Source organism: Herbaspirillum sp. (genome assembly GCF_017744395.1).
Lineage (GTDB): Bacteria > Pseudomonadota > Gammaproteobacteria > Burkholderiales > Burkholderiaceae_D > Herbaspirillum.
The window spans coordinates 1-21,968 of the sequence record NZ_JAGIBI010000006.1 but is presented as its reverse complement, the minus strand read 5'-3'; the positions used below and the strand labels follow the sequence as shown (position 1 = coordinate 21,968).

Annotated in this window: 25 protein-coding genes; 11 read left to right on the top strand and 14 right to left on the bottom strand. The window is 64.5% G+C overall.

What is annotated here, in order from left to right; all coding sequences use genetic code 11:
* Positions 1 to 53 precede the first annotated feature (53 nt).
* Positions 54 to 1,649 carry an FMN-binding glutamate synthase family protein gene (locus J7548_RS15035; protein ID WP_290975670.1) on the top strand — a complete coding sequence of 532 codons (1,596 nt, stop codon included), beginning with the start codon at positions 54 to 56 and terminating at the stop codon, positions 1,647 to 1,649.
* A 121-nt stretch (positions 1,650 to 1,770) separates the two neighbouring features.
* Here the strand turns inward: J7548_RS15035 and J7548_RS15030 are convergent, their stop codons facing one another.
* The 5 genes from J7548_RS15030 to ugpQ all read right to left on the bottom strand — a co-directional run bounded on the left by J7548_RS15030 (position 1,771) and on the right by ugpQ (position 6,810).
* A complete protein-coding gene (locus J7548_RS15030; RefSeq protein ID WP_050469046.1) occupies positions 1,771 to 2,007 on the bottom strand; it encodes a sulfurtransferase TusA family protein in 237 nt (78 codons plus the stop codon).
* Positions 2,008 to 2,130: 123 nt separating this feature from the next.
* On the bottom strand, positions 2,131 to 2,685 hold the full coding sequence (locus tag J7548_RS15025; RefSeq protein WP_290975663.1) for an NUDIX domain-containing protein: 555 nt from the start codon (positions 2,683 to 2,685) through the stop codon (positions 2,131 to 2,133).
* Positions 2,686 to 2,703: 18 nt separating this feature from the next.
* Complete coding sequence (gene alaS / locus J7548_RS15020; RefSeq protein ID WP_290975660.1) at positions 2,704 to 5,328, bottom strand: alanine--tRNA ligase; 2,625 nt, start codon at positions 5,326 to 5,328, stop codon at positions 2,704 to 2,706.
* 288 nt (positions 5,329 to 5,616) lie between these two features.
* A complete protein-coding gene (locus J7548_RS15015) occupies positions 5,617 to 5,835 on the bottom strand; it encodes a hypothetical protein (RefSeq protein ID WP_290975657.1) in 219 nt (72 codons plus the stop codon).
* 231 nt (positions 5,836 to 6,066) lie between these two features.
* Positions 6,067 to 6,810 carry a glycerophosphodiester phosphodiesterase gene (gene ugpQ, locus J7548_RS15010; protein WP_290975655.1) on the bottom strand — a complete coding sequence of 248 codons (744 nt, stop codon included), beginning with the start codon at positions 6,808 to 6,810 and terminating at the stop codon, positions 6,067 to 6,069.
* A 174-nt stretch (positions 6,811 to 6,984) separates the two neighbouring features.
* On the opposite strand from ugpQ, the gene J7548_RS15005 reads away from it, so the two are divergent.
* The 3 genes from J7548_RS15005 (at position 6,985) to J7548_RS14995 (ending at position 9,327) form a co-directional block, all read left to right on the top strand.
* Positions 6,985 to 7,266: a 2TM domain-containing protein gene (locus J7548_RS15005; protein WP_290975652.1), complete on the top strand. Its 282-nt coding sequence runs from the start codon at positions 6,985 to 6,987 to the stop codon at positions 7,264 to 7,266.
* A 61-nt stretch (positions 7,267 to 7,327) separates the two neighbouring features.
* Positions 7,328 to 8,497: a histidine kinase gene (locus J7548_RS15000; protein WP_290975649.1), complete on the top strand. Its 1,170-nt coding sequence runs from the start codon at positions 7,328 to 7,330 to the stop codon at positions 8,495 to 8,497.
* Positions 8,498 to 8,520: 23 nt separating this feature from the next.
* Positions 8,521 to 9,327, top strand: coding sequence for a LytTR family DNA-binding domain-containing protein (locus J7548_RS14995; RefSeq protein ID WP_290975647.1), 807 nt, complete (start codon positions 8,521 to 8,523; stop codon positions 9,325 to 9,327).
* Positions 9,328 to 9,333: 6 nt separating this feature from the next.
* On the opposite strand, the gene J7548_RS14990 is transcribed toward J7548_RS14995, so the two are convergent.
* Together J7548_RS14990 and J7548_RS14985 are read right to left on the bottom strand one after the other, a co-directional pair.
* On the bottom strand, positions 9,334 to 9,798 hold the full coding sequence (locus J7548_RS14990; RefSeq protein WP_290975644.1) for a DUF2269 family protein: 465 nt from the start codon (positions 9,796 to 9,798) through the stop codon (positions 9,334 to 9,336).
* A gap of 191 nt (positions 9,799 to 9,989) precedes the next feature.
* Complete coding sequence (locus J7548_RS14985; RefSeq protein WP_290975641.1) at positions 9,990 to 10,130, bottom strand: hypothetical protein; 141 nt, start codon at positions 10,128 to 10,130, stop codon at positions 9,990 to 9,992.
* 234 nt (positions 10,131 to 10,364) lie between these two features.
* On the opposite strand from J7548_RS14985, the gene J7548_RS14980 reads away from it, so the two are divergent.
* Positions 10,365 to 12,116 carry a glutamine--tRNA ligase/YqeY domain fusion protein gene (locus tag J7548_RS14980; RefSeq protein WP_290975638.1) on the top strand — a complete coding sequence of 584 codons (1,752 nt, stop codon included), beginning with the start codon at positions 10,365 to 10,367 and terminating at the stop codon, positions 12,114 to 12,116.
* A gap of 109 nt (positions 12,117 to 12,225) precedes the next feature.
* Positions 12,226 to 12,588 (top strand): hypothetical protein, encoded by a 363-nt coding sequence (locus J7548_RS14975; RefSeq protein WP_290975636.1) that lies wholly within the window; start codon positions 12,226 to 12,228, stop codon positions 12,586 to 12,588.
* Between the two features lie 28 nt (positions 12,589 to 12,616).
* Here J7548_RS14975 and J7548_RS14970 read toward each other — a convergent pair whose 3' ends face one another.
* The 3 genes from J7548_RS14970 to J7548_RS14960 all read right to left on the bottom strand — a co-directional run bounded on the left by J7548_RS14970 (position 12,617) and on the right by J7548_RS14960 (position 15,625).
* A complete protein-coding gene (locus J7548_RS14970) occupies positions 12,617 to 13,630 on the bottom strand; it encodes a transporter (protein ID WP_290975634.1) in 1,014 nt (337 codons plus the stop codon).
* A gap of 98 nt (positions 13,631 to 13,728) precedes the next feature.
* A complete protein-coding gene (locus J7548_RS14965) occupies positions 13,729 to 13,962 on the bottom strand; it encodes a hypothetical protein (protein ID WP_290975632.1) in 234 nt (77 codons plus the stop codon).
* Between the two features lie 370 nt (positions 13,963 to 14,332).
* Positions 14,333 to 15,625 carry a solute carrier family 23 protein gene (locus tag J7548_RS14960; protein WP_290975630.1) on the bottom strand — a complete coding sequence of 431 codons (1,293 nt, stop codon included), beginning with the start codon at positions 15,623 to 15,625 and terminating at the stop codon, positions 14,333 to 14,335.
* 311 nt (positions 15,626 to 15,936) lie between these two features.
* On the opposite strand from J7548_RS14960, the gene J7548_RS14955 reads away from it, so the two are divergent.
* From J7548_RS14955 to sbcB, 4 genes are all read left to right on the top strand, one after another.
* Positions 15,937 to 16,239, top strand: a complete 303-nt coding sequence (locus J7548_RS14955; protein ID WP_290975627.1) for an antibiotic biosynthesis monooxygenase — start codon at positions 15,937 to 15,939, stop codon at positions 16,237 to 16,239.
* Positions 16,240 to 16,416: 177 nt separating this feature from the next.
* Positions 16,417 to 17,013: a DUF3828 domain-containing protein gene (locus J7548_RS14950; RefSeq protein ID WP_290975625.1), complete on the top strand. Its 597-nt coding sequence runs from the start codon at positions 16,417 to 16,419 to the stop codon at positions 17,011 to 17,013.
* Positions 17,014 to 17,351: 338 nt separating this feature from the next.
* On the top strand, positions 17,352 to 17,876 hold the full coding sequence (locus tag J7548_RS14945; protein ID WP_290975622.1) for a hypothetical protein: 525 nt from the start codon (positions 17,352 to 17,354) through the stop codon (positions 17,874 to 17,876).
* Positions 17,877 to 17,988: 112 nt separating this feature from the next.
* Entirely contained in the window at positions 17,989 to 19,425 is a 1,437-nt protein-coding gene (sbcB, locus tag J7548_RS14940; RefSeq protein WP_290975619.1) for an exodeoxyribonuclease I, read from the top strand.
* A gap of 15 nt (positions 19,426 to 19,440) precedes the next feature.
* Here sbcB and J7548_RS14935 read toward each other — a convergent pair whose 3' ends face one another.
* Both J7548_RS14935 and J7548_RS14930 read right to left on the bottom strand, forming a co-directional pair.
* Positions 19,441 to 19,737 carry a DUF3861 domain-containing protein gene (locus tag J7548_RS14935; RefSeq protein WP_290975617.1) on the bottom strand — a complete coding sequence of 99 codons (297 nt, stop codon included), beginning with the start codon at positions 19,735 to 19,737 and terminating at the stop codon, positions 19,441 to 19,443.
* Positions 19,738 to 19,764: 27 nt separating this feature from the next.
* Positions 19,765 to 20,352: a PadR family transcriptional regulator gene (locus J7548_RS14930; protein ID WP_290975615.1), complete on the bottom strand. Its 588-nt coding sequence runs from the start codon at positions 20,350 to 20,352 to the stop codon at positions 19,765 to 19,767.
* Between the two features lie 292 nt (positions 20,353 to 20,644).
* On the opposite strand from J7548_RS14930, the gene J7548_RS14925 reads away from it, so the two are divergent.
* Entirely contained in the window at positions 20,645 to 21,226 is a 582-nt protein-coding gene (locus J7548_RS14925) for a peroxidase-related enzyme (RefSeq protein WP_290975613.1), read from the top strand.
* A 3-nt stretch (positions 21,227 to 21,229) separates the two neighbouring features.
* On the opposite strand, the gene J7548_RS14920 is transcribed toward J7548_RS14925, so the two are convergent.
* A complete protein-coding gene (locus J7548_RS14920; protein WP_290975611.1) occupies positions 21,230 to 21,727 on the bottom strand; it encodes a nucleoside 2-deoxyribosyltransferase in 498 nt (165 codons plus the stop codon).
* Positions 21,724 to 21,968 (bottom strand): hypothetical protein (locus J7548_RS14915; RefSeq protein ID WP_290975608.1); only part of this gene is annotated, 245 nt, incomplete at its 5' end. The genes J7548_RS14920 and J7548_RS14915, both read right to left, overlap by 4 nt.

Below are 21,968 nucleotides of genomic sequence, written 5' to 3'. Positions count from 1 at the left end.
ATCTCCGGCGCATCGGCACAAGGCGCAACAACGACAACGAACGGATTTTCATCATGTGGGCAAACCGTTATTTCGCATTCTGGGCAGTCCTGCTCCTGACCATCGCGCTGGCGCTGCTGGCCATCGGGCACACCATCAGCTGGGGATGGCTGCTGCCGCCCCTGGCGCTCTCGGCCATCGGCATCCGCGACCTGCTCCAGCGCAAACACGCAGTCTTGCGCAACTATCCGCTGATCGGGCATTTCCGCTTCATGTTCGAATCGATCCGTCCGGAAATCCGCCAGTATTTCTTCGAAGGCGAGATGGACGGCCGGCCGTTCTCGCGCAAGAAGCGCAGCATCGTCTACCAGCGCGCCAAGGCCGACATCGACAGCCGCCCCTTCGGCACCGAGCTCGACATGCAGCAAGGCGGCCATGAATGGATCGGCCATTCGCTCTCGCCCACCCAGATCGCCAGCCACGACTTCCGCGTGACGGTCGGGGCCGGGCTGAGCCAGCCGTATTCGATGTCGGTGTTCAACATTTCCGCCATGAGTTTCGGCTCGCTCTCGGCCAACGCCATTCGCGCGCTCAACCAGGGCGCAAAAAAAGGCAACTTCGCGCACGACACCGGCGAAGGCTCGGTCTCGGCCTACCACCGGGAATTCGGAGGCGACCTGGTGTGGCAGATCGCCTCCGGCTACTTCGGCTGCCGCAACGCCGACGGCAGTTTCGACGAAGAGAAGTTCGCGGCCCAGGCGCAGTCGCCGCAGATCAAGATGATCGAGGTGAAGCTGTCGCAAGGCGCCAAGCCCGGCCACGGCGGCGTCCTGCCGGCCGCCAAGATCACCCCGGAAATCGCGGCCACCCGTGGCATCCCGATGGGCGTCGCCTGCATCTCCCCGGCCACCCATTCATCGTTTTCCACGCCTGTCGGCCTGCTGGAATTCATTGAAAAGCTGCGCCGGCGCAGCGGCGGCAAACCGGTCGGCATCAAGATGTGCGTCGGCCATCCCTGGGAATTCTTCGGCATCGCCAAGGCCATGCTCAAGACCGGCCTGGTTCCCGACTTCATCACCGTCGACGGTTCCGAAGGCGGCACCGGCGCCGCGCCGCTGGAATTCGTCGACCATGTCGGCATGCCGCTGCAGGAGGGCTTGCTGATGGTGCACAACACCCTGGTCGGCATCGGCCTGCGCGATAAGGTGAAGATCGGCGCCTCCGGCAAGATCATCACCGCCTTCGACCTGGCGCGCACGCTGGCGCTGGGTGCGGACTGGTGCAATTCGGCGCGCGGCTTCATGTTCGCGCTGGGCTGCATCCAGTCGCAAAGCTGCCATACCGACCGCTGCCCGACCGGCGTGGCGACCCAGAACGCCACGCGCGCCCGCGCCCTGGTGGTGCCGGACAAGGCCGAGCGCGTCTACCGCTTCCACCAGAGCACGCTGCACGCACTGCAGGAGCTGGTGCAGGCTGCCGGCCTGCCGCACGCCTCGGCGCTGCGGCCGCACCATATCGTGCGGCGCATCAACGACCACGAGGTGCAACTGATGTCGAACCTGCTGAAGTACCTGGAGCCGAACGATCTGATCGAAGGCAATTACCGCTACCAGGTATATGAAAAATACTGGCCGGTCGCCCGGGCCGAGAGTTTCCATCCGCAATTTTGAACTGGGGCGCCGCCCCACAGACAGCACAAGCGGTACAAGCAGCACCAAAACAAAATGCCGTCCGGTTCTGCACCGGACGGCATTTTCAATTTCGCAAGCCTGATCGGCTCAGGCCAGGCGCTTACTTGCGCTTCATGAAGAAGATGAACTCGTGGTCTTCGTTCTGGACCTGCGACAGCAGGTCGTTGCCGGTCTGCTTGGCGAAGGCCTGGAAATCGCGCACCGAACCGGTATCGGTGGCGGTGACCCGCAATACCTGGCCGCTGCACATGTCAGCCAGCGCCTTCTTGGTCTTGAGGATCGGCAGCGGACAGTTCAGGCCGCGCGCATCCAATTCCCGGTGAAATTCAATAGTCATTACAGCGACTCAAAATGGAACACGATACAAACTAATTTAGTGCAAACATACGCCGTTTTGATGCATCGCACAAGACCTGTTGTATCGATCGCACTGATGTTGCTGGACAGCAAACAAACAGCGTCAGCGCGCGACTTCCGGAGCGGCGATCGGCGTCGTCGAACCGGCGAATTCCACGTACTGGACGGGCAGCTTGCGCGCCCGCATCCAGTCCGCCACGGCATGCCCGGTGCCGGCCGGCCAGGGCCGCAGATCGGCCGGTTCCGACAGGCGGTATTCGAGCAGTTCGGGCGACAGCCTGATGGCGCCGGTCGCCTTCACGTGGTAGGCGATGATCAGCTCGTTCTTGCGCATGAACTCATAGACGCCGATCAGGCTGATTTCCTGGGCGTCGAGATCGGTCTCTTCCTTGATCTCGCGCGCGATGCCCTGCTCCGGCGTCTCGTCGCGCTCCATGAAACCCGTGATCAGGGCGAAACGGCCTTCGGCCCAGGCGGCATTGCGCGCGGTGAGCATCTTGCCGTCGATCTCAACCAGCGCGGCCAGCACCGGCAAGGGATTGTCCCAATGGGTCCAGTGCCCCTCGGGGCAACCCAACCGGACCTTGCCGGCCTCTCCCTCATCGGCGCGCAGCACCAGGTCGGCGGCGCAGACCGGACAGAACTTGAAATCGCTCATGCGCGGGTTCCGTGCCGGTCAGAGCTTGGCGCCGACCCAGTCGGCCACGCCCTTGAGCGCGCCGGGCAGGCCGGACGGATCGGTGCCGCCGGCTTGCGCCATGTCGGGACGGCCGCCGCCCTTGCCGCCGACCTGCTGGGCGACGAAGTTGACCAACTCGCCGGCCTTGACCTTGGCGGTCGCGTCGGCGGTGACGCCGGCGATCAGGCTGACCTTGCCGTCCTTGACCGAGGCCAGCACGATGGCGGCGGTCTTGAGCTTGTCCTTCAACTTGTCCATCGCTTCGCGCAGGGTGGCGACATCGGCGCCTTCCAGCGTCGCGGCCAGCACCTTGATGCCCTTGATGTCGACGGCCTGGTTCACCAGTTCGTCGCCCTGGCTGGAAGCCAGCTTGGACTTCAGCGCGGCCAGTTCCTTCTCCAGCGCCTTGACCTGGTCCTGCACCTGGCCGATGCGCGGCAGCAGTTCTTCCGGCTGGGTCTTCAGTGCGGCGGCCGCTTCGGCCACGCGGTTCGACAGCGACTGCACCAGCGCCAGCGCGCCTTCGCCGGTAACGGCTTCGACCCGGCGGATGCCGGCGGCGACGCCGCCTTCGGACACGATCTTGAACAAGCCGATATCGCCGGTGCGGCCGACGTGGGTGCCGCCGCACAGCTCGGTCGAGGTGCCGATCGACAGCACGCGCACCTCGTCGCCGTACTTCTCGCCGAACAGCGCCATGGCGCCGGCGGCGATGGCGTCGTCATAGCCCATCAGCTTGGCGCTGGTGGCGGCGTTGGCCAGCACTTCGCGGTTGACGATGTCTTCCACGCGGCGGATTTCCTCTGCCGTCATCGGCGCGTTGTGGCTGAAGTCGAAACGGGTCTTGTCGGCGTCGACCAGCGAACCCTTCTGCGACACATGGCTGCCCAGAACTTCACGCAGGGCCTTGTGCATCAGGTGGGTGGCCGAGTGGTTGCGCATGGTGCGCGCGCGCTGCTCAGGGTCGACCTTGGCTTGCACGGCGTCGCCCACGGCCAGGCTGCCCTTGATCAGTTGGCCGTGGTGGCCGAAGACGTCGGCCTGGATCTTTTGCGTATCGGCCACGGCGAACAGGCCGCCAGCCGCTTCCAGCGCGCCGGCGTCGCCGCTCTGGCCACCGGATTCGGCGTAGAACGGGGTGGTGTCCAGCACCACGATGGCGTCCTGGCCGGCCTCGATCTTCTGCACCGGCGACCCCGCCACGTACAGCGCGACCACCTTGCCCTGCTGCGCCAGCGATTCATAGCCGACGAACCTGGTCTTGTCGCCGCTGTATTCGATGGCGGCGGCCATCTTGAACTTGCCGGCGGCGCGCGCGGTGCTCTTCTGGCGCTCCATGGCGGCGGCGAAGCCGGCCTCGTCCAGCTCGACATTGCGCTCGCGGCAGATGTCGGCGGTCAGGTCCAGCGGGAAGCCGTAGGTGTCGTACAGGGTGAAGGCGGTCTCGCCGTCCAGCTTGCCGGTGTTGGCGGCCAGCGCGGCCTCCAGGATCTTCATGCCGTGTTCCAGCGTTTCGCCGAAACGCTCTTCTTCCTGCTTCAAGACCTGCTCGACGCGGCTGGCGGCTTCCGGCAGCTCCGGATAGGCGGCGCCCATCTGCTCCACCAGGTCCTTGACCAGCTTGTAGAAGAACGGCTTGGTCTGGCCCAGCTTGTGGCCATGGCGCAGCGCGCGGCGGATGATGCGGCGCAGGACGTAGCCGCGGCCTTCGTTGCCGGGGATGACGCCGTCGACGATCAGGAAGGAGGTCGCGCGGATGTGGTCGGCGATGACCTTGAGCGAATTGTTGGCCAGGTCGGTGGCGCCGGTCTCGCGCGCGGCGGCCTTGATCAGCGCCTGGAACAGGTCGATCTCATAGTTGCTGTGCACGTGCTGCAGGATCGCGGCCAGGCGCTCCAGGCCCATGCCGGTGTCGACGCAGGGCGCCGGCAGCGGGGTCAGCGTGTATTCGCCGGTAGCCGGATCGAGCTGGCGGTCGAACTGCATGAACACGTTGTTCCAGATTTCGATGTAGCGGTCGCCGTCGGCGTCCGGGCTGCCCGGGGGGCCGCCCCAGATGTCCGGGCCGTGGTCGTAGAAGATTTCCGAGCAGGGGCCGCAAGGGCCGGTTTCAGCCATCTGCCAGAAGTTGTCGGAGGCGTAGGGCGCGCCCTTGTTGTCGCCGATGCGCACCACGCGCTCGGGCGGCACGCCGATTTCCTTGGTCCAGATGTCGTAGGCTTCGTCGTCGGTCTCGTAGACGGTGGCCCACAGCTTCTCGGCCGGCAGGCCGTAGACCTTGGTCAGCAGTTCCCAGGCCCACTTCAGCGATTCGCGCTTGAAGTAGTCGCCGAAGGACCAGTTGCCCAGCATTTCGAAGAAGGTGTGATGGCGCGCAGTGTAGCCGACGTTTTCCAGGTCGTTGTGCTTGCCGCCGGCGCGCAGGCAGCGCTGCACCGAAGCGGCGCGCACGTAGTTGCGCTTGTCGGTGCCGAGGAACACATCCTTGAACTGAACCATGCCGGAATTGGTGAACAGCAGGGTCGGGTCGTTGCCCGGGACCAGGCTGGACGAGCGGACGATGGTGTGTCCTTTGGATTCAAAGAATTTCAGAAACTTATCGCGAATTTCGGCTGAGTTCATGTTCGAAGGCTGGTAAAAGACGGTGCAAAAAATGATTGCGAATCGGCGATTATACGTGATAACTGCGCGCGATAAGCAGCCGGACAGCCGCCATGCGCCCGCCCGGGGATTGCCTGCCGGACACCGCCGCAGCGGCGGCTCCGGGCGAAAAAAAACCCGCCGGGCAATCCCGACGGGTTACAGGTTCGGCTTCTCCGGGCGGCTGCGCCACCCGAATCCCTAACAGACAGCCTTCCCCTTCCGGTAAATCCTCGCGGCCGGCGTACCGGCCGCGTTGCCTTATTTCAATCAGGCGCCCTGGTTGGTGACAGGCATCGCTGCCTTCGCCTTCTTGGCGTGCTTTTTATGCTTTTTGTGCTTCTTGGCGTGCTTCTTGTGCTTCGGGGCCGGCTTGGCGGCCGGGGCTTCAGCGGCGGGAGCGGCTGCCGGAGCCGGTGCGGGCTGTGCCATGACCGGCAGTGCGAAGGCGGCAACGAGTACGGCAGCCAGCAGTTTATTGATCTTCATCGTTTTCCTCATCTCAGTGTTATGAATTCTCCACAAGTCCACCGGCGCTCTCGTTCACCGGCCTTGTGCCTGCTTAACGCGTTGTCTTTCCGGGGCGTTGACAGTGCCTTTTGCCTCTGCCCCGATGCAAACCGCAGGACGATCATAGCCAGCCGATCCCGCATTCAGTCCTTCGGTAAGAACGTGATTTGCCGTTCATTTCACCGCAGGCTGCGCAATCGAAAACAGGTTCTAATAAGCGTCTGGACGGATCAGATCGATACGATCCGTGCAAAAGGCATCCACGCCCCATCCCATGATCTCGACCGCGCGCGCCGCGTCGTTGACGGTGTAGCAGAACAGGGCGTAGCCGGCGTCCTTGACCTCGCGCGCCAGTTGCGGCGTGAGGTTCTTATGGCTGGTGTGCAGGGCCACCGCCTGCAGTTGCTGCAGGCGCGCCTGCCAGTCACCGGGAATCGTATCCACCAGGAAGCCGCGCGGCAGGCTGGGAACGGCTTCCTTGGCCGCCATCAGCGCTTCGAAGGAGAACGAGGACAATACCGGCAGCGTCTCCGCATCCGCGCCGGGAAAGCGCCGCGCCACCGCCAGCGCCGTCAGCTCACCGGTGCGCGCCGCCTGCGCCGGCGCGCCGGGCTTGATCTCGACGTTCATCCAGATGCCGTTGCCGATGCAGAAATCCAGCCCCTGCTCCAGCGTGCAGATGCGCTCGCCGGCGAAGGCCGGGCCATGCCAGGCGCCGGCATCGAGCTCGCGCAATTGCGCCCAGTCGGCGTCGGCAATCTGCCCCTCGCCCGGCAGCGTGCGCCCGCGCTGGGGATCGTGCATCAGGATAGGCACTTCGTCACGGGTCAGCATGACGTCGAATTCGACGGCGCGATAGCCGAACTGCAGGCCGGTGCGAAAGCCCGCCAGCGTATTTTCCGGCGCCAGCGTGCCGCCGCCGCGGTGGGCGAGAACCTTGGGATAGGGCCACATGATCATTCTCCGTTATACCGATACGGCGCATAAGTTAGAGCAGATCGCGGCATGCTTCAAGCGCTTTGCGCCCCCGATCCGGCATTTCATCGCTGCCGGCTGGCGCAGGCGCGGCCAAGGACGCATCCTGATGCCTGCAATCCGGATCGGCCGGATTTTCCAGCGAGGATCGTCATGCCCCAGACCGAATACGCCATTTCCGACCAGGACCGCCGCGACGCCATGCGCCGCGTCAACCGCAAGCTGGGATTCCTGCGCCACCTGTGCATCTACCTGCTGGTCAACGCCGGCCTGATCGCGCTCAACCTGAGCACTTCGCGCCACGTTTTATGGAGCGCCGGACCGCTACTCGGCTGGGGAATCGGGGTACTATTTCACGCCCTGAGCGTTTTTGCCGATTTTCCCTCCCGCTGGAGGCAGGCGCTGATGGAACGCGAATTGCGCCGCCATCGGTAAGGCGCCGTTCAGGGACTCACCGCATCCCGCTTTACCTGCCTGACCCGAATTGCCTGAACGAATGAACCAACAAGACACTTCCGTCCCGCCCCGTCTTCTCCTGCTGTTGCGCGAATTGGCGAAATCGCTGGTGCCCACGCTCGTCATCAACCTGCTGTGCGCGCTGGCCGTGACCTACCTGATGCGCGTGGGCGGCAGCTTCTACGAGAACCTGCAGATCGCGATGTGCATCGGCATCCTGGCGATGCTGCTGATCAACGGCACCCGGCTGGCGATCTGGGGCGACGGCGAACCGAACAAGCCCGGCTTCGCCCTGCTGCTGGTCGTGCTGGCGCCGCTGTCGGTACTGCTGGGGCGCCTGCTGGCCAGCTACCTGATGGGGCAGCCGGTGGAGTCCATCCTGCCCGAGCGCAGCGACAACATCATCGGCGTGATCGTGCTGACCTTCCTGGCCTGCTTCGGCGCCGCCCTGTTCTTCTGGAACCGTGAAAAGATGGCCGCCCTGCAGGCCCATGCCAGCCAGGTCGAAAAACAGGCGGTACAGGCGCAATTACAGATGCTGCAGGCGCAGATCGAACCGCACATGCTGTTCAACACCCTGGCCACGCTGCAGACCCTGATCGGCTCCGAACCGCTGCGCGCGCAGCAGATGCTCGACCAGTTGATCCACTACCTGCGCACCACGCTGTCGGCCTCGCGCGCCGACAGCACTTCGCTGCGCCGCGAATTCGACCTGATCAAGGCCTACCTCGGACTGATGTCGCTGCGCATGGGCATGCGCCTGTCCTACACCCTGCAGCTGCCGGAAGAGCTTGGGCGCCTGCGCCTGGCGCCGATGCTGCTGCAGCCGCTGGTGGAAAACGCCATCAAGCATGGCCTGGAACCCAAGGTCGAAGGCGGCAACTGCACGGTGCGCGCCGCCCTGCACCAGGACATGCTGGTGCTGAGCGTGTTCGACACCGGCGTCGGGCTGGCCACCGGGGTCAGCTTCAACAGCCCCTCTCCCAAGGCCGGACTGGCGGCGCTGACCGGCAAGAAGGAGCCGGAAATCGGCATGCATTTCGGACTGGACAACATCCGCGAACGCCTGTCCACGCTGTACGGCCCGCTGGCCGAGCTGATCCTCACCCACAACGTGCCGGCCGGCACCATGGCGCAGATCACGATCCCGCTCAAGGCGCTCAAGGCGGTGCACCGCCCCGCCAAGGGCGCACGCCTGACCGGCCAATAACGCTCCACCTCACAGGAACCGCCATGCCGCCCATCACCGCCCTCATCGCCGAAGACGAACCGCTGCTGGCCGCGGCGCTGCAGCAGGCACTGGCGCGCACCTGGCCGGAGCTGGGGACGGCGCAGGTGGCCGCCAACGGCATCGCGGCGCTGGAACAGGCGCTGGCGCGGCTGCCGGACGTGCTGTTCCTGGACATCCGCATGCCCGGCCGCAGCGGGCTGGAAGTGGCGCGCGAACTGGCCGACGCCTGGCCGCCGGCGCGCCCGTTCCCGCTGATCGTGTTCGTCACCGCCTACGACAACCATGCGGTGGAAGCCTTCGAGCAAGCCGCGGTGGATTACCTGCTCAAACCGGTCAACGACGCGCGCCTGGCGACCACCGTGCAGCGCCTCAAGTCCTTGCTGGAGCAGCGCGCCGCCGGCAGCGCCGATGAGCACCTGGAGCGCGCGCTGGCGCAACTGCGGGCGCTGGCCGCGCACGACGCCGAACCGGCGCAGCCGGTCCCGCGCCTGGACATCATCCGCGCCGCGGTCGGCAACCAGGTGCGCCTGATCCCGGTCAATGACGTGCTGTACTTCGAGGCCACCGACAAGTACGTCAATGTCGTGACCGCCGAGGGCGAGGCGCTGATCCGCACCAGCCTGCGCGAGCTGATCCCCCAGCTCGATGCGCAGCAGTTCTGGCAAATCCATCGGGGAACGGTGGTGCAGGTGCGCCATGTGCAGGCGGCGGTGCGCGACGAAGCCGGCAAGCTCTCGCTGCTGCTGCGCAACCGCCCGGAAAAGCTGGCCGTGAGCCGACTGTTCGCCCACCTGTTCAAGCAGATGTGAACGCCTTCAGGCCGGCTTGGCGACCATCAGCCAGGCCGCCGCCAGCGGCATCAATGTCGCCGCCGATCCCGCCGCCGCCCACACCAGCGCCAGCCTGCGATAAGCGGCGGGAACCGCGGCGCCGTCCGGCAAGGCATTGAGCAGGCGCGCCTGCTTCCACTGCACGGGAATCAGTACCGCCAGCCACAGGACGCCGGTGGCGGCGAACAGCGCGTACGCGCCTTTCAGCCAGGAATTGGCCGCGACGCCGCCAAATGCCGGCGCCATCATCTGGCCCGCGGCCGCCAGCAGGACGATGCCGCCCAGCGTGAAAACCACGTCCGCCCAATTGGTCGCCTTCACCGCGAAGCGGATCACGGCCAGCTCGCCGGTGCGGTCGGCCAATGTTTTCCAGAAGGCGGTGACGATGATGTTTCCCAGGAAAAGCACGGCCCCCAGCAAATGGATGGCTTTCAGGACGGTCAGCGACATGGCGGTCTCACTTGAAATCGACAGGATCTCCAATATCCCCCGATAGCCGCTTGTGCGCCAGCGCCATGCGACGAAACGCCGCCGGCAGGCGATGAAAAGCCGATGGCGGCGACCGGAGCACACGGCCGCCGCCATCGGCAATCATGCTGGAATCGGCCGGATATTTCCCGGCAAACATCCCGCCCGGCCGGTCAACGCCCGTAGTAATAGCCCGGCCCGTAGTACGGCCGGTAGTAATGCGGTTGCGGCGGGCCGGCCGGCACCACCACGCAGGCCGACAAGGTGGCCGCCGCCACGCCTGCGGCCACCAGCAATTTGATCAGTCGTTTCATGATGCCCTCTCCTTTTCCTGGACGGGCCCGGCAACCGGCCGGGCCATGCGGGCAGATTGCCAGCCGGCGCCGATGACAGGTAATTCTCAGCCGTATCATTTGTAAGGACCTGTTCGAAGCGGCGCCCGAAGCGGGCAAATTTTCGCCGCTGCCCGTGCGCAAAGCCCAATGCAAGCTGGCGCGCTGCGGTAAAATGCTTGATCCGCATAAATAGGCATTCTCCCGATTCATCCCATGAGCAACGAACTGAAAAACGGACATTCACCGGCACCTTCCACCAATTTCCTGCGCGGCATCATCGAAGCCGACCTGGTTTCCGGCGCCTACGCCGGTCGCAGCGGCAAGGAAGGCCAGGCACTGCCGCAGGTGATCACCCGTTTTCCGCCCGAACCCAACGGCTACCTGCACATCGGCCACGCCAAATCGATCTGCCTGAACTTCGGCCTGGCCGCCGACTACGCCGGTCGCTGCCACATGCGTTTCGACGACACCAATCCGGAGAAGGAAGAGCAGGAATACGTCGACACCATCCTCGACTCGGTCAAGTGGCTGGGCTTCTCGTGGGAGCATGACGGCAAGCAGCACCTGTACTACGCCAGCAACTACTTCGACACCATGTACGCCGCCGCGCAGGCGCTGATCCGCCGCGGCCTGGCCTATGTCGACGAACAGAACGCCGAGCAGATGCGCGAGAACCGCGGCACCCTGACCGAACCCGGCAAGAACTCGCCCTGGCGCGACCGCACGCCCGAGGAATCGCTGCGCCTGTTCGAGGAAATGCGCGACGGCAAGCACCCGGACGGCTCCATGATCCTGCGCGCCAAGATCGACATGGCCAGCCCCAACATGAACCTGCGCGATCCGGCCATCTACCGCATCCGCCACGCCACCCACCACAACACCGGCGACAAGTGGCGCGTGTACCCGATGTACACCTTCGCGCACCCGATCGAGGATGCGCTGGAAAACATCTCGCATTCGATCTGCACGCTGGAATTCGAAGACCAGCGCCCGTTCTACGACTGGCTGCTGGACCGCCTGGCCGAGGAAGGCTTCTTCAAGCGCCCGCTGCCGCACCAGTACGAATTCGCGCGCCTGAACCTGACCTACATCATCACCAGCAAGCGCAAGCTGCGCCAGCTGGTGGACGAGAAGATCGTCTCCGGCTGGGACGACCCGCGCATGCCCACCATCGTCGGCCTGCGCCGCCGCGGCTATACGCCCGAGGCGATCCGCCTGATGTCCGAACGCACCGGCGCCTCCAAGAACAACAGCTGGATCGACTTCAGCATCCTCGAAGGCGCGCTGCGCGAAGACCTCGACCCCAAGGCGCCGCGCGCCGTGGCCGTGCTGCGCCCGCTGAAGCTGATCATCGACAACTTCCCGGAAGGCCAGAGCATCGACTGCAACGCGCCGGTCTACCCGCCGGCCCATCCGCAGCACGACACCGAACAGCGCCACTTCCCCATCACCAAGGAACTGTGGATCGAGCGCGAGGACTTCATGGAAGAGCCGACCAAGGGCTACTTCCGCCTGTTCCCCGGCAACAAGGTCCGCTTGCGCTACGGCTACGTGGTCGAATGCACCGGCTGCGACAAGGACGAGGACGGCAACGTCATCGCCGTGCACTGCAACTACTTCGAAGACAGCAAGAGCGGCACCGAAGGCAGCTCGAACTACAAGGTCAAGGGCAACCTGCACTGGGTCAGCGCCGAGCACGCGCTGGCCACCGAAGTACGCCTGTACGACCGCCTGTTCAGCGACCCGCATCCGGATGCCGGCGGCAAGGATTTCCTGGCCGCGCTGAACCCGAACTCCAAGGAAGTGATCACCGCCTACCTGGAACCGACGCTCAAGGCCGCCAAGCCGGGCGACATCTACCAGTTCGAACGCCATGGCTATTTCGTGGCCGACCGCGTCGATTCGACCGCGGGCCAGCCGGTGTTCAACCGCGCCGTCACGCTCAAGGACAGCTGGGGCAAGTAAGCAGCAGGCAGGCACGCGGGCCGCGCAATGATTCCAGGGGCGCGCGGCCCCGCATCACAGGCATACCGGCGACCATAAGGGCCGGGCAAGCAAGAGGGGGAACCAGCTCATGTTCGAGCAAATCAAGATACAGCGCATGTCGATGGGCACCATCTACAAGCTCATCGCCATCGGCACCGCATTCTCACTGGTGCCGTTTTCGGTGCTGATGGGGGTACTCTCGCTGTTCGGCGCGCAGACCATCACCTGGGACGGCAAGCACCTGATCGGCTATGACGGCCTGTTCGCCTCGCCCTTCATTGGGCTGTTCCTGTCGGCCTTCATCACCCTGTTCCTGGGCACGCTGTGCACCATCGGGCTGTGGCTGTATTCGCTGTGGCGCCCGCTGGCGCTGCGCGTGGAACCGGTCGACAACCTCGACATCGACCGCCTGATCCGCGAGAGCGAAGAGGCCATGGAAGAACGCGACTGACGCAGGACTTCTAGAACCGGCTCCCGGGTCACCAGATCTTCAGCCATTTGAGGAAGGCCACGGTCGCCACGCCGAGGCCGACCATCACCGCCATCACCATCCAGAACGAGGCCTCGTCATGCAGGCCCGGCAAACCCGCCACGTTCATCCCGAAAATCCCCGACACCAGCGTGGCCGGCATCAGCAGCGCGGTCAGGATCGACAGCGCCATCAGGTTGCGGTTCATCTGTTCCGACATCTGCGACGCGATTTCTTCCTGCAGCAGCTTGGCGCGCTCGTAGACCGCTTCCACGGTCGAATGCAGTTCATTGAGCTCATCCAGCGCATGGGTCAGGTCTTCCAGCGCCGTGGTCGGCACCCAGGCCGGCCGCAGGCGGTTGAACTGGCTCAGGATGCGGCGCTCCGGCACGATGAAGCGGCGCAGTTCGGCCAGCTGGCGGCGGATGCCGGAGAGTTCCGCGCGGTCTTCCGGACGGCGGTCGGACAGCACCGAGAATTCGATGTCGTCCACCTTGTCGTTGAGGCTGTCGAGACGCGCATTGAAGCCGTCGGCCAGGCAGCGCAGCAGCTCGGCGAACAAGTCCATGGTGTTGTCGAAGCCGGCGCCGTCGAGCACTTTCTGGCGCAGCAGGTTGGTCGAGCACAGCGGCTGGGTGCGCAGCGTCAGCAGGCGGGTATGGTCGAGATAAAAATGCAGCGCGCCCTTTTCGGTGCCGGTGTCGCCGATCTCCATCTTCATGTCGGTGAGCGTGCCATGCACGCTGTCGGCCGACATGTGCAGGCCGGGATGGGTATCGCTGCTGAGGAGGAATTCGGTGATGTGCCCGGGCACGCCGCTGTGATGCTCCATCCATTGCCGGATCTTCACGTCGGCCGTCTTGACATGCAGCCAGGTGAACTCCGCCGGCGCGGGGTGGTGGTCGATCACCTCGTTCCACTGCATCTGGTGCGCACGGCCGTCCGTGAAGCGGAAAGCGCAAATGAAACCGGCGGGCTCGTAGAGCAGGTGCAAGGCTTGCGGCGTTTCCGGCGGATTGTGCATGGCTGGGCAGGGCGGCGTGAAAGTCGGGGCATTCTACAAGCCGACTTTGACAGATTTGTGACAGGCCGGAGCCTGCCGCCGCTCCCGGCAGCCTGCGATCAGTAATTGAGGTTGCGGTTGTTGTAGGCTTCGCGCGCCACGTCACAGATCTTGATCTGCGCCAGGCTCATGCCCGAGGTGCCGTTCATGACGCACTGGTCGGCCACCGATTTGGCTTCGTCGATGTGCTGGCGGAAATAGGCGTAATCCTTCTTGCCGGCGAACGCGTCGCATGCGGACAGCAAAGGCAAGACGGCGCACAGCAGTGCGGACAGGCGGATGATGGTGCTCACTGGAATTCCCCTTGAAAAACGCAGTATCCGGCAGGACGCTTGCGCCCCTGCGCGCGTCTCGTCCGGATGGTTCGGGTGGTGCAATGTCGCCCGCGTCCGGCACACTCCCCTGTTCCGGTTTGATGGTGATCCCGCAGCGCGACGCCGCAAAGTATAGTCAGCAAAAACGGATTGCTCAACGGAAATCTTTTATCTGTCGGCAGTGTCGGTGAGCGGCCTCCGGGAAGGCGGCAAAATACTTGCCAAACTCGCCATCAAACTTGAAAAAGGCACAAGACAGATGCGACAAGGGCCGGTCGTCCTGACCGGCCCTTGCCCCTTTTCATTTCCGGCAAGCGCGGGCATCCGCCACCCCGCCTTGCCCTGCCCATCAGCGCTTCTTGAGCAGCGCGTACAGGATGATGGCGCCGAAAGTGGCGGTACCGATGCCGCCCAGCGCGAAGCCGCCCAGCTTCAGGGTGAAATCGCCCGCGCCCAACACCAGCGTCACTGCCGCCACGATCAGGTTGGTGTTGTTGGAAAAATCGACCTTGTTCTCCACCCAGATGCGCGCGCCGGAAACGGTGATCAGGCCGAACACCACGATCGACACGCCGCCCAGCACCGCCCCCGGGATGGTCAGGATCACCGCGCCGAACTTGGGCGAGAAGCCCAGCAGGATGGCGATCGCCGCCGCGACCACGAACACCAGCGTCGAGTAGATCTTGGTCACCGCCATCACGCCGATGTTTTCCGCATAAGTGGTCACGCCGGTGCCGCCGACGCTGCCCGAGAGCATCGTCGCCAGGCCGTCGCCAACGAAGGCGCGGCCGATGTAGCGGTCCAGGTTCTGGCCGGTCATGGCCGACACCGCCTTGATGTGGCCCAGGTTCTCGGCCACCAGGATGATGGCCACCGGCGCCAGCAGCGCCATCGCGCTGCCCTGGAACACCGGCGTAGCGAAATGCGGCACGCCGAACCAGGCGGCATTGGCGACGCTGGTGAAATCGATCGGCTTGCCCAGGCCGGCGCCGTTGGCCAGGATCACGTAGATCACATAAGCCAGCAGCAGGCCCGCCAGGATCAGCAGGCGTTGCAGCATCCCGCGCGCAAACACCGCGACGAAGCCCACGCACAGTACGGTGGCCAGCGCCATCCAGGAATCGAAGTTGCTGCCGCTGACGCCCTTGACCGCGATCGGCGCCAGGTTCAGGCCGATCACCGCCACCACCGAACCGGTCACGACCGGCGGCATCAGGTTCTCGATCCAGCGCGTACCGACCATGCCCACCAGCAGGCCGATCACGGTGTACGCCGCGCCGCAGGCGATGATGCCGCCCAGCGCCACGCCCAGGTTGGCATTCGGTCCGGAGCCGGCGTAGCCGGTCACGGCGATCACCAGGCCGATAAAGGCGAAGCTGGAGCCCAGGTAGCTCGGCACGCGGCCGCCCACCAGCAGGAAGAACAGCAGAGTACCCACGCCCGACATCAGGATCGCCAGGTTGGGATCGAACCCCATCAGCAGCGGCGCCAGCACCGTGGAGCCGAACATCGCCACCACGTGCTGCACGCCCATGGCCACGGTCTGCGGCATGGGCAGCCGCTCATCGGCGGCGATCACGGCCCCCTGGCCGTCATGGGTACCGCTGCGCAGCCGCCATTGGGGAAAATAAGAGCCCGACATGGATATCCTTTCGTTATTGGTTATTGGATCGTCGGCTAGTGTATTGAGGGGCGCTTCAAATAACAATTGGCTACAAGGCCGGGCGCGATAAAAAATGCAAAAAGATTTGCACGGCGCAAGCCGCTGCCGCATCCCGGTGCACAAAACCGGTAGCGGTGCGTGCGCTTGCCCCAAAACATTGCGTGAAGCGAATTCACCGGCCGCGTCAATTTTGTTGAGCGCGCCGCCCTGCGGAAAATGCAATAATCTTCCGGCGCTGCCCCGGCTGCCACGGCCGGCGCTGGCGCACCCCAACCGACTATGGAGACCACATGATCCTGGAACTGGCGGACATCCGCATCCAACCCGGCAAGCAGGCCGAATTCGACGAAGCCATCACGCGCGGCGTGGCGCAGACCATCGCCAAGGCCAAGGGATATCTCGGCCACAAGGTGCAAAAAGGCGTGGAATCGCCCGAGCGCTACCTCCTGATGGTGCATTGGGCCACGCTGGAAAACCACACCGTGGACTTCCGCGAATCGCCGGCCTTCACCGAATGGCGCGGCATCGTCGGCCCGTTCTTCGCCGGCCCGCCGCAAGTCGAGCACTTCTCGCTGCTGACCGCATCCGCATAAGAGGATAAGAAGCCGTTCCCGCCGCCGGCCACCAGCCGGCAGACGGTGGAACGATTGCGCGTCAATCCTGACTAAAAACCGCCGACAGGATTACGCGCTTGCCAGAACGGCAATCCGGCGCCGATACTGTCTGCCTCAACATTGCCACTACCAGACCAGCGCGCCAGGAACAGCCGGATGACCAGATTGCTCCGTTCGAACCTCACCTCCAGCCACACCCGCCATCGCTTGCTCACCGGCGCCTGCATGCTGGCCGTGGCGCTGGGCTTGGGTGGCTGCAACAACTTCAGCGGTGAAGAACAGCAGCAGGCCGAAGCCGTCGGCGCTTTCTACCGCATCCACCTCAAGACCAACACGCCCGGCCTGCCCCCGGCCGACGAGCTCCGGCAATACCAGCCGCTGCTAAGCCGGGCGCTGTACGCCTTGCTGGCCCAGGCCGAAACGGCCGATGCCCGCTACCATGCCACGGCCGGCAGCCAGGCGCCGCCCATCATCGAAGGCGACCTGTTCACCTCGCTGTATGAAGGCGCCACATCGTTCTCGGTGCAGTCCTGCGACACCGGCGATCAGGAGCGCAGCCAGCGCGCCTCCTGCCAGGTCGCCTTCCAGTACAAGAAAGACGGCGCCGAGGAAGCCTGGAACGACAAGATCCTGCTGGTGCGCGAAGACAACCGCTGGCGCATCGACGACATCGAATTCATCGGCAACGACCAATCCTCGCAGCGCGAATACCTGACCGATACCCTGGCCGACGCCATCAAGGAAGCCGAATAACTGCCGATATGGGGCTAGGGCACTCTTCACGCCCCAGGCGCGATTTTCCCGCCGGGTCGCCGGGAGGTCGGGAATTGGCAGCTTTTTGGCGGTGTGTTCTCCGCCTCTGTCCGCCGCGAACCAGCGTAAGCTTGCCGGCTGGAATGTTTGTCGTTTTGACACGAGCCGCGGCAACCGCGCCCAGACAGGGCCGCTCGCCGGCGCAGGAACAACAGAAGACCAAAGAAGACAAAAAGGCTATGCGTGCCAGCTCCCGCCCCCTACGGCGGGCGGCGGCACAAGGGGAGAACGGGAACGTGAAGCGGATCGGGAAAACAGTTATCGTCGCAGCCAGCCTCTTGCTTGCCGCATGCACGGGCAATAGCGAGAACAAGGCCAAGGAACTGGTCGGCAATTTCTACCAGATGCACCAGACAGCCCATCCCTCCGGCGCGCTCACACTGAACCAGCTGATCACCTTCCGCCATTTCCTGTCGGTGCCGCTGTTCGACCTGCTCAAGGATGTCTCCGTCGCCGAAGAGGCCCGCTCCGCAGAGTCCGCCGCTGCCGCCGCTCCGCTGCCGCCGCTGGTCGAGGGCGACATCTTCACCGCCAATCCCGGCGGCGCCTCCACCTTCCGCGTCGTCCGGTGCGACATGCAAGAACGCGAAAGCGAATGCACGGTCGAGCTGACCTACAGCGACGCCAGGCTCCAGGCCCCGGCTAAATGGACCGACAAAGTGGTGCTCACGCACGACGCGCGCGGCTGGGTGATCGACAACGTCAAATACGCCGGCGGCCAGGCGCCGATGCGCGCAGGCAACCTGCAGGACACGCTGCGCAAGCTGCTCAAGCGAGATACTTCGCCGCTGCCGCTGCAATAAATCCCCTTTCTGTTCGAAAAAACCGGCAATCCGGACACTGCCGCGCCGTCGCTGCGCGGCCGGCGCGCAACACGCTCTATAATCGCGCGATCAACTTTTGACAGATGCCGCGATGTCCAACCACACCTTCCTCTGGCACGACTACGAAACCTTCGGCGCGGTCCCGCGCCGCGACCGTCCGGCGCAGTTCGCCGCCGTGCGCACCGATGCCGAGCTCAACGAGGTCGGCGAGCCGATCATGATCTACTGCAAGCCGGCGCCGGACTTCCTGCCCGACCCGGTCTCCTGCCTGATCACCGGCATCACGCCGCAGGTTTGCCTGGAGCGCGGCCTGCCCGAGCACGAATTCGCCGCGCAAATCGAACGCGCACTGGCCGAACCCGGCACCATCGGCGTGGGCTACAACACCATCCGCTTCGACGACGAAGTCACGCGCTTCATGTTCTGGCGCAACCTGATCGATCCCTATGCCCGCGAGTGGCAGAACGGCTGCGGCCGCTGGGACCTGCTGGACGTGGTGCGCCTGTGCTACGCGCTGCGCCCGGACGGCATCGTCTGGCCGACCAAGGAAGACGGCAACGTCAGCTTCAAGCTGGAACATCTTTCCAAGGCCAACGGCCTGCTGCATGAAGCGGCGCACGACGCGCTCTCCGACGTGCGCGCCACCATCGCGCTGGCGCGCCTGATCCGCGAAAAGAACCCGCGCCTGTTCGACTTCGCGCTGGCGCTGCACAAGAAGGAAAAGGCCGCGGCCGAGATCGGCCTGCCGCAGAACAAGCCGTTCCTGCACGTCTCCGGCATGTTCCCGGCGGCGCGCGGCTGCCTGGCGCTGATGTGGCCGCTGGGCATGCATCCGACCAACAAGAACGAAGTGATCGCCTGGGACTTGTCGCACGACCCGGCCGAACTGGCGACGCTGGACGCGGCCGTCGTGCGCGAGCGCATGTTCAGCAAGGCCGATGCCTTGCCCGAAGGCGTTACCCGCCTGCCGATCAAGAGCATCCATCTGAACAAGTCGCCGATGGTGGTCGGCAGCCTCAAGACACTGTCAGCCGCGCGCGCTGCCGAACTGGGCATCGATACCGAAGCCGCGCTGCGCAATGCCGACATCGCCGCCGCCCTGCCCGACCTGTCGGCGCTGTGGCGCGGCGTCTTCCAGCGCGACAGCGAGGGTACGCCTGATGTCGACGAAGACCTCTACGGCGGCTTCATCGGCAACGGCGACCGCCGCCAACTGACGCAATTGCGCGCCCTGCCGCCGCAGGAACTGGCGCGCGCCAGCGTTTCCTTCGACGATGCGCGCCTCAACGAAATCCTGTTCCGCTACCGCGCGCGCAACTTCCCCGACACGCTCAGCGCCGAAGAAGCGCAACATTGGGAAGAGCACCGCGCGGCGCGCCTGTTCGAAGGCAAGGGCGGCGCCCGCACCGTGGCCCAGTTGTTCGAGCAGATCGACGCGCTGCAAGAACAGGCCGACGACGAGCGCACCCAGGACATCCTCGGCGCGCTGTACGACTATGCGGAGATGATCGCCCCGGCCAACGGCTGAGGCACAGGAAGAAACTCAGGCCGGACGGCCCTGCGACTTCAGCTTGCCGATGAAGTCGCGGATGGCCGGCTGGACCTCTTCGAACAATGGATGCTTGCGGTTCTTCAGCATGACTTCCGAAAACAGCTTCAAGCCCACTGCCAGTTGCGCGCTGGTCTCGGCATCGAACTGGCCGTTGCCGCGGATCTTGCCGACGATGGCGAAGATGTCGTCGTGGTTGCCGGCCTCAAAACTCAGCGGCGCGTGCCGCTCCTGGCCTTCCGACGCGGTGGCCAGGTGTTCCAGCGTGATGCGGTAGCGATGTTCTTTCATCGTATTTCCTTTCCCTGATATCGGTCTTCAAACCCGTTCAACCGCCACCGCGGCCTTGTCGATGATATCGATCACCGCATGCAGTTCTTCCTTGCTCAAGGCGCCCTTGGCCAGGCGCGTGTGCAGCGCCATGCGGAAGTTCTGCACCGCGCGGCGCAGCTCGGGCGAATCGGCATCCGGGCGCTCCTGGCGGCGGATCTCGAACTTGCGCAGCACCTGCTGCAGCAAGGCGGCGTTTTCCCGCAGGTCGGCCTCGCCTTCGGCGGTGACGCGGTACAGCTTCTTGCCGCCCTCCTCCGCCTCCACCGTGGCAAAGCCCATTTCCTCCAGCAGCGTCAGCGTGGGATAGACCACGCCCGGGCTCGGGCTGTAGTCGCCGCCGACCAGCTGTTCGATGGCCTTGATGATTTCATAGCCGTGGCGCGGCTTTTCCTGCAGCAGGTGCAGCATCACGATACGCAACGCCCCCTGCTCGAACATGCGCGCCCCGCGGCCGCCGCCTTCACGGCCGCGCGGGCCGCGTTCGTCGAACATGCCGCCCCCGCCGTGGTGCGGGCGGTCGAAACGGTGATGCTTGGGGCCGTGGCCGGCACGTGCAAACAAATGTCTGAACATGGTGTTTCCTTTTCGCTTGTAGGTTCCCCGGGCGCCTGGCCCGGAGCAACGTAGTGTCACGCCTGTACATGTGGGCCGGCGCAAAGCCCTTATCGATCGATGCAACTAAGATATATCTTAGAAATAGCAAAATCAAGATATATCTTAGAATATTTTTATTTCCAAAAAGAAATGGCAAAAGGAGAATGCCCCACCGTCAATCCGGCGACACTTGCCGCGCGCCAAAAGTGGTAAGTTGGCAGGCATCGGACGCATTGCACGCCCGGCCCAAAGACATCGAAAGGAGACCACCATGCCCCAGCCAGCGATTGGCCGCTTCCCCATTCCCGAACTGAAAGACCTGCCCGAAGACATCCGCGCGCGCATCCTGGCCGTGCAGGAAAAATCCGGCTTCATCCCCAACGTCTTCCTGGTGCTGGCCCACCGCCCCGACGAATTCCGCGCCTTCTTCGCCTACCACGACGCGCTGATGGACAAGCCCGGCAAGCTGACCAAGGCCGAACGGGAAATGATCGTGGTCGCCACCAGCAACGCCAACCAATGCCAGTATTGCGTGGTCGCCCACGGCGCGATCCTGCGCATCCGCGCCAAGGACCCGCTGCTCGCCGACCAGGTCGCGATCAACTACCGCAAGGCCGACATCACGGACCGGCAAAAGGCCATGCTGGACTTCGCCATGAAGGTTTCCGCCAGCGCCTGGGCGGTCAACGACGAGGACTTCGCCGTGCTGAAACAGCACGGCTTCGGAGAGGAAGAGGCTTGGGACATCGCCGCCATCGCGGCCTTCTTCGGCATGTCGAATCGCCTGGCCAACGTCACCAGCATGCGGCCCAACGACGAGTTCTATTTGCTGGGACGGGTACCGCTGCAATAAGACTCAGCGCACCCCGCCATGCCAGCGCGCCACCAGCGCCAGGCAAGCGCGCAAGTCGCCATGCACCAGTTCGCAGGCATGCGCCAACATCAGGTTGCGCGGCAAGCCGAAGTCCTCGATCAGCATGCCGTCGCGGCAATAGCCGGGTTCGGCATGCGGTATCTGGCTCAGCAGATCGTCCTGCGGCGTGTTGTAACACCACACCTTCTTGCCGCGGCCGACGGCATAACCGATCTCGAACACCGTCCCCGAATCCGGCTCATGGCCACGGAAATTGGCCACGTTCGCCACCACGTAATCGGCTGAATCGATCAGCGCCATGTTGATGTCGAAAATACCGCGCGAGACTTCCGCCTTGCTCGCTCCTGTTACCTCATCATCGCCCGGGCACAGCGCCGTCAGGCCAAGCTCGGCGCACCATTGCTTGATGCGCGCCTTGTGCTGCGCGTAGTCGCGCTGGAAGACGTCGGGGCCGGCCATGTAGATGCGGGGAGAGGTCATGTGAAGTCCAATTGCGGGAGAGCGGTGAGGATACGCGAAATCTGATTGAGAGGGGCGCGGAACGACGCTGGGTCCTGACTTTCGTCAGGACGACGGTAGATGCGATAGCGATCAAAAACACCGATGCCGCAGGCGAGAAGCAAGCACCGCGATGCCGAAGGCGAGCTGTCTCCACAGTCCGCTTCTGACCAGCCGCTGGAGCGAGAGGAAAAATGGATCAGAAAGGACGCCGGAGCGAAGC

Excerpts from the sequence above, each read along its gene's own strand:
- J7548_RS15035 (WP_290975670.1), top strand. The coding sequence starts at position 54 with ATGTGGGCAAACCGTTATTTCGCATTCTGGGCAGTCCTGCTCCTGACC.
- J7548_RS15030 (WP_050469046.1), bottom strand. The coding sequence starts at position 2,007 with ATGACTATTGAATTTCACCGGGAATTGGATGCGCGCGGCCTGAACTGT.
- J7548_RS15025 (WP_290975663.1), bottom strand. The coding sequence starts at position 2,685 with ATGAGCGATTTCAAGTTCTGTCCGGTCTGCGCCGCCGACCTGGTGCTG.
- alaS (WP_290975660.1), bottom strand. The coding sequence starts at position 5,328 with ATGAACTCAGCCGAAATTCGCGATAAGTTTCTGAAATTCTTTGAATCC.
- J7548_RS15015 (WP_290975657.1), bottom strand. The coding sequence starts at position 5,835 with ATGAAGATCAATAAACTGCTGGCTGCCGTACTCGTTGCCGCCTTCGCA.
- ugpQ (WP_290975655.1), bottom strand. The coding sequence starts at position 6,810 with ATGTGGCCCTATCCCAAGGTTCTCGCCCACCGCGGCGGCGGCACGCTG.
- J7548_RS15005 (WP_290975652.1), top strand. The coding sequence starts at position 6,985 with ATGCCCCAGACCGAATACGCCATTTCCGACCAGGACCGCCGCGACGCC.
- J7548_RS15000 (WP_290975649.1), top strand. The coding sequence starts at position 7,328 with ATGAACCAACAAGACACTTCCGTCCCGCCCCGTCTTCTCCTGCTGTTG.
- J7548_RS14995 (WP_290975647.1), top strand. The coding sequence starts at position 8,521 with ATGCCGCCCATCACCGCCCTCATCGCCGAAGACGAACCGCTGCTGGCC.
- J7548_RS14990 (WP_290975644.1), bottom strand. The coding sequence starts at position 9,798 with ATGTCGCTGACCGTCCTGAAAGCCATCCATTTGCTGGGGGCCGTGCTT.
- J7548_RS14985 (WP_290975641.1), bottom strand. The coding sequence starts at position 10,130 with ATGAAACGACTGATCAAATTGCTGGTGGCCGCAGGCGTGGCGGCGGCC.
- J7548_RS14980 (WP_290975638.1), top strand. The coding sequence starts at position 10,365 with ATGAGCAACGAACTGAAAAACGGACATTCACCGGCACCTTCCACCAAT.
- J7548_RS14975 (WP_290975636.1), top strand. The coding sequence starts at position 12,226 with ATGTTCGAGCAAATCAAGATACAGCGCATGTCGATGGGCACCATCTAC.
- J7548_RS14970 (WP_290975634.1), bottom strand. The coding sequence starts at position 13,630 with ATGCACAATCCGCCGGAAACGCCGCAAGCCTTGCACCTGCTCTACGAG.
- J7548_RS14960 (WP_290975630.1), bottom strand. The coding sequence starts at position 15,625 with ATGTCGGGCTCTTATTTTCCCCAATGGCGGCTGCGCAGCGGTACCCAT.
- J7548_RS14955 (WP_290975627.1), top strand. The coding sequence starts at position 15,937 with ATGATCCTGGAACTGGCGGACATCCGCATCCAACCCGGCAAGCAGGCC.
- J7548_RS14950 (WP_290975625.1), top strand. The coding sequence starts at position 16,417 with ATGACCAGATTGCTCCGTTCGAACCTCACCTCCAGCCACACCCGCCAT.
- sbcB (WP_290975619.1), top strand. The coding sequence starts at position 17,989 with ATGTCCAACCACACCTTCCTCTGGCACGACTACGAAACCTTCGGCGCG.
- J7548_RS14935 (WP_290975617.1), bottom strand. The coding sequence starts at position 19,737 with ATGAAAGAACATCGCTACCGCATCACGCTGGAACACCTGGCCACCGCG.
- J7548_RS14930 (WP_290975615.1), bottom strand. The coding sequence starts at position 20,352 with ATGTTCAGACATTTGTTTGCACGTGCCGGCCACGGCCCCAAGCATCAC.
- J7548_RS14925 (WP_290975613.1), top strand. The coding sequence starts at position 20,645 with ATGCCCCAGCCAGCGATTGGCCGCTTCCCCATTCCCGAACTGAAAGAC.
- J7548_RS14920 (WP_290975611.1), bottom strand. The coding sequence starts at position 21,727 with ATGACCTCTCCCCGCATCTACATGGCCGGCCCCGACGTCTTCCAGCGC.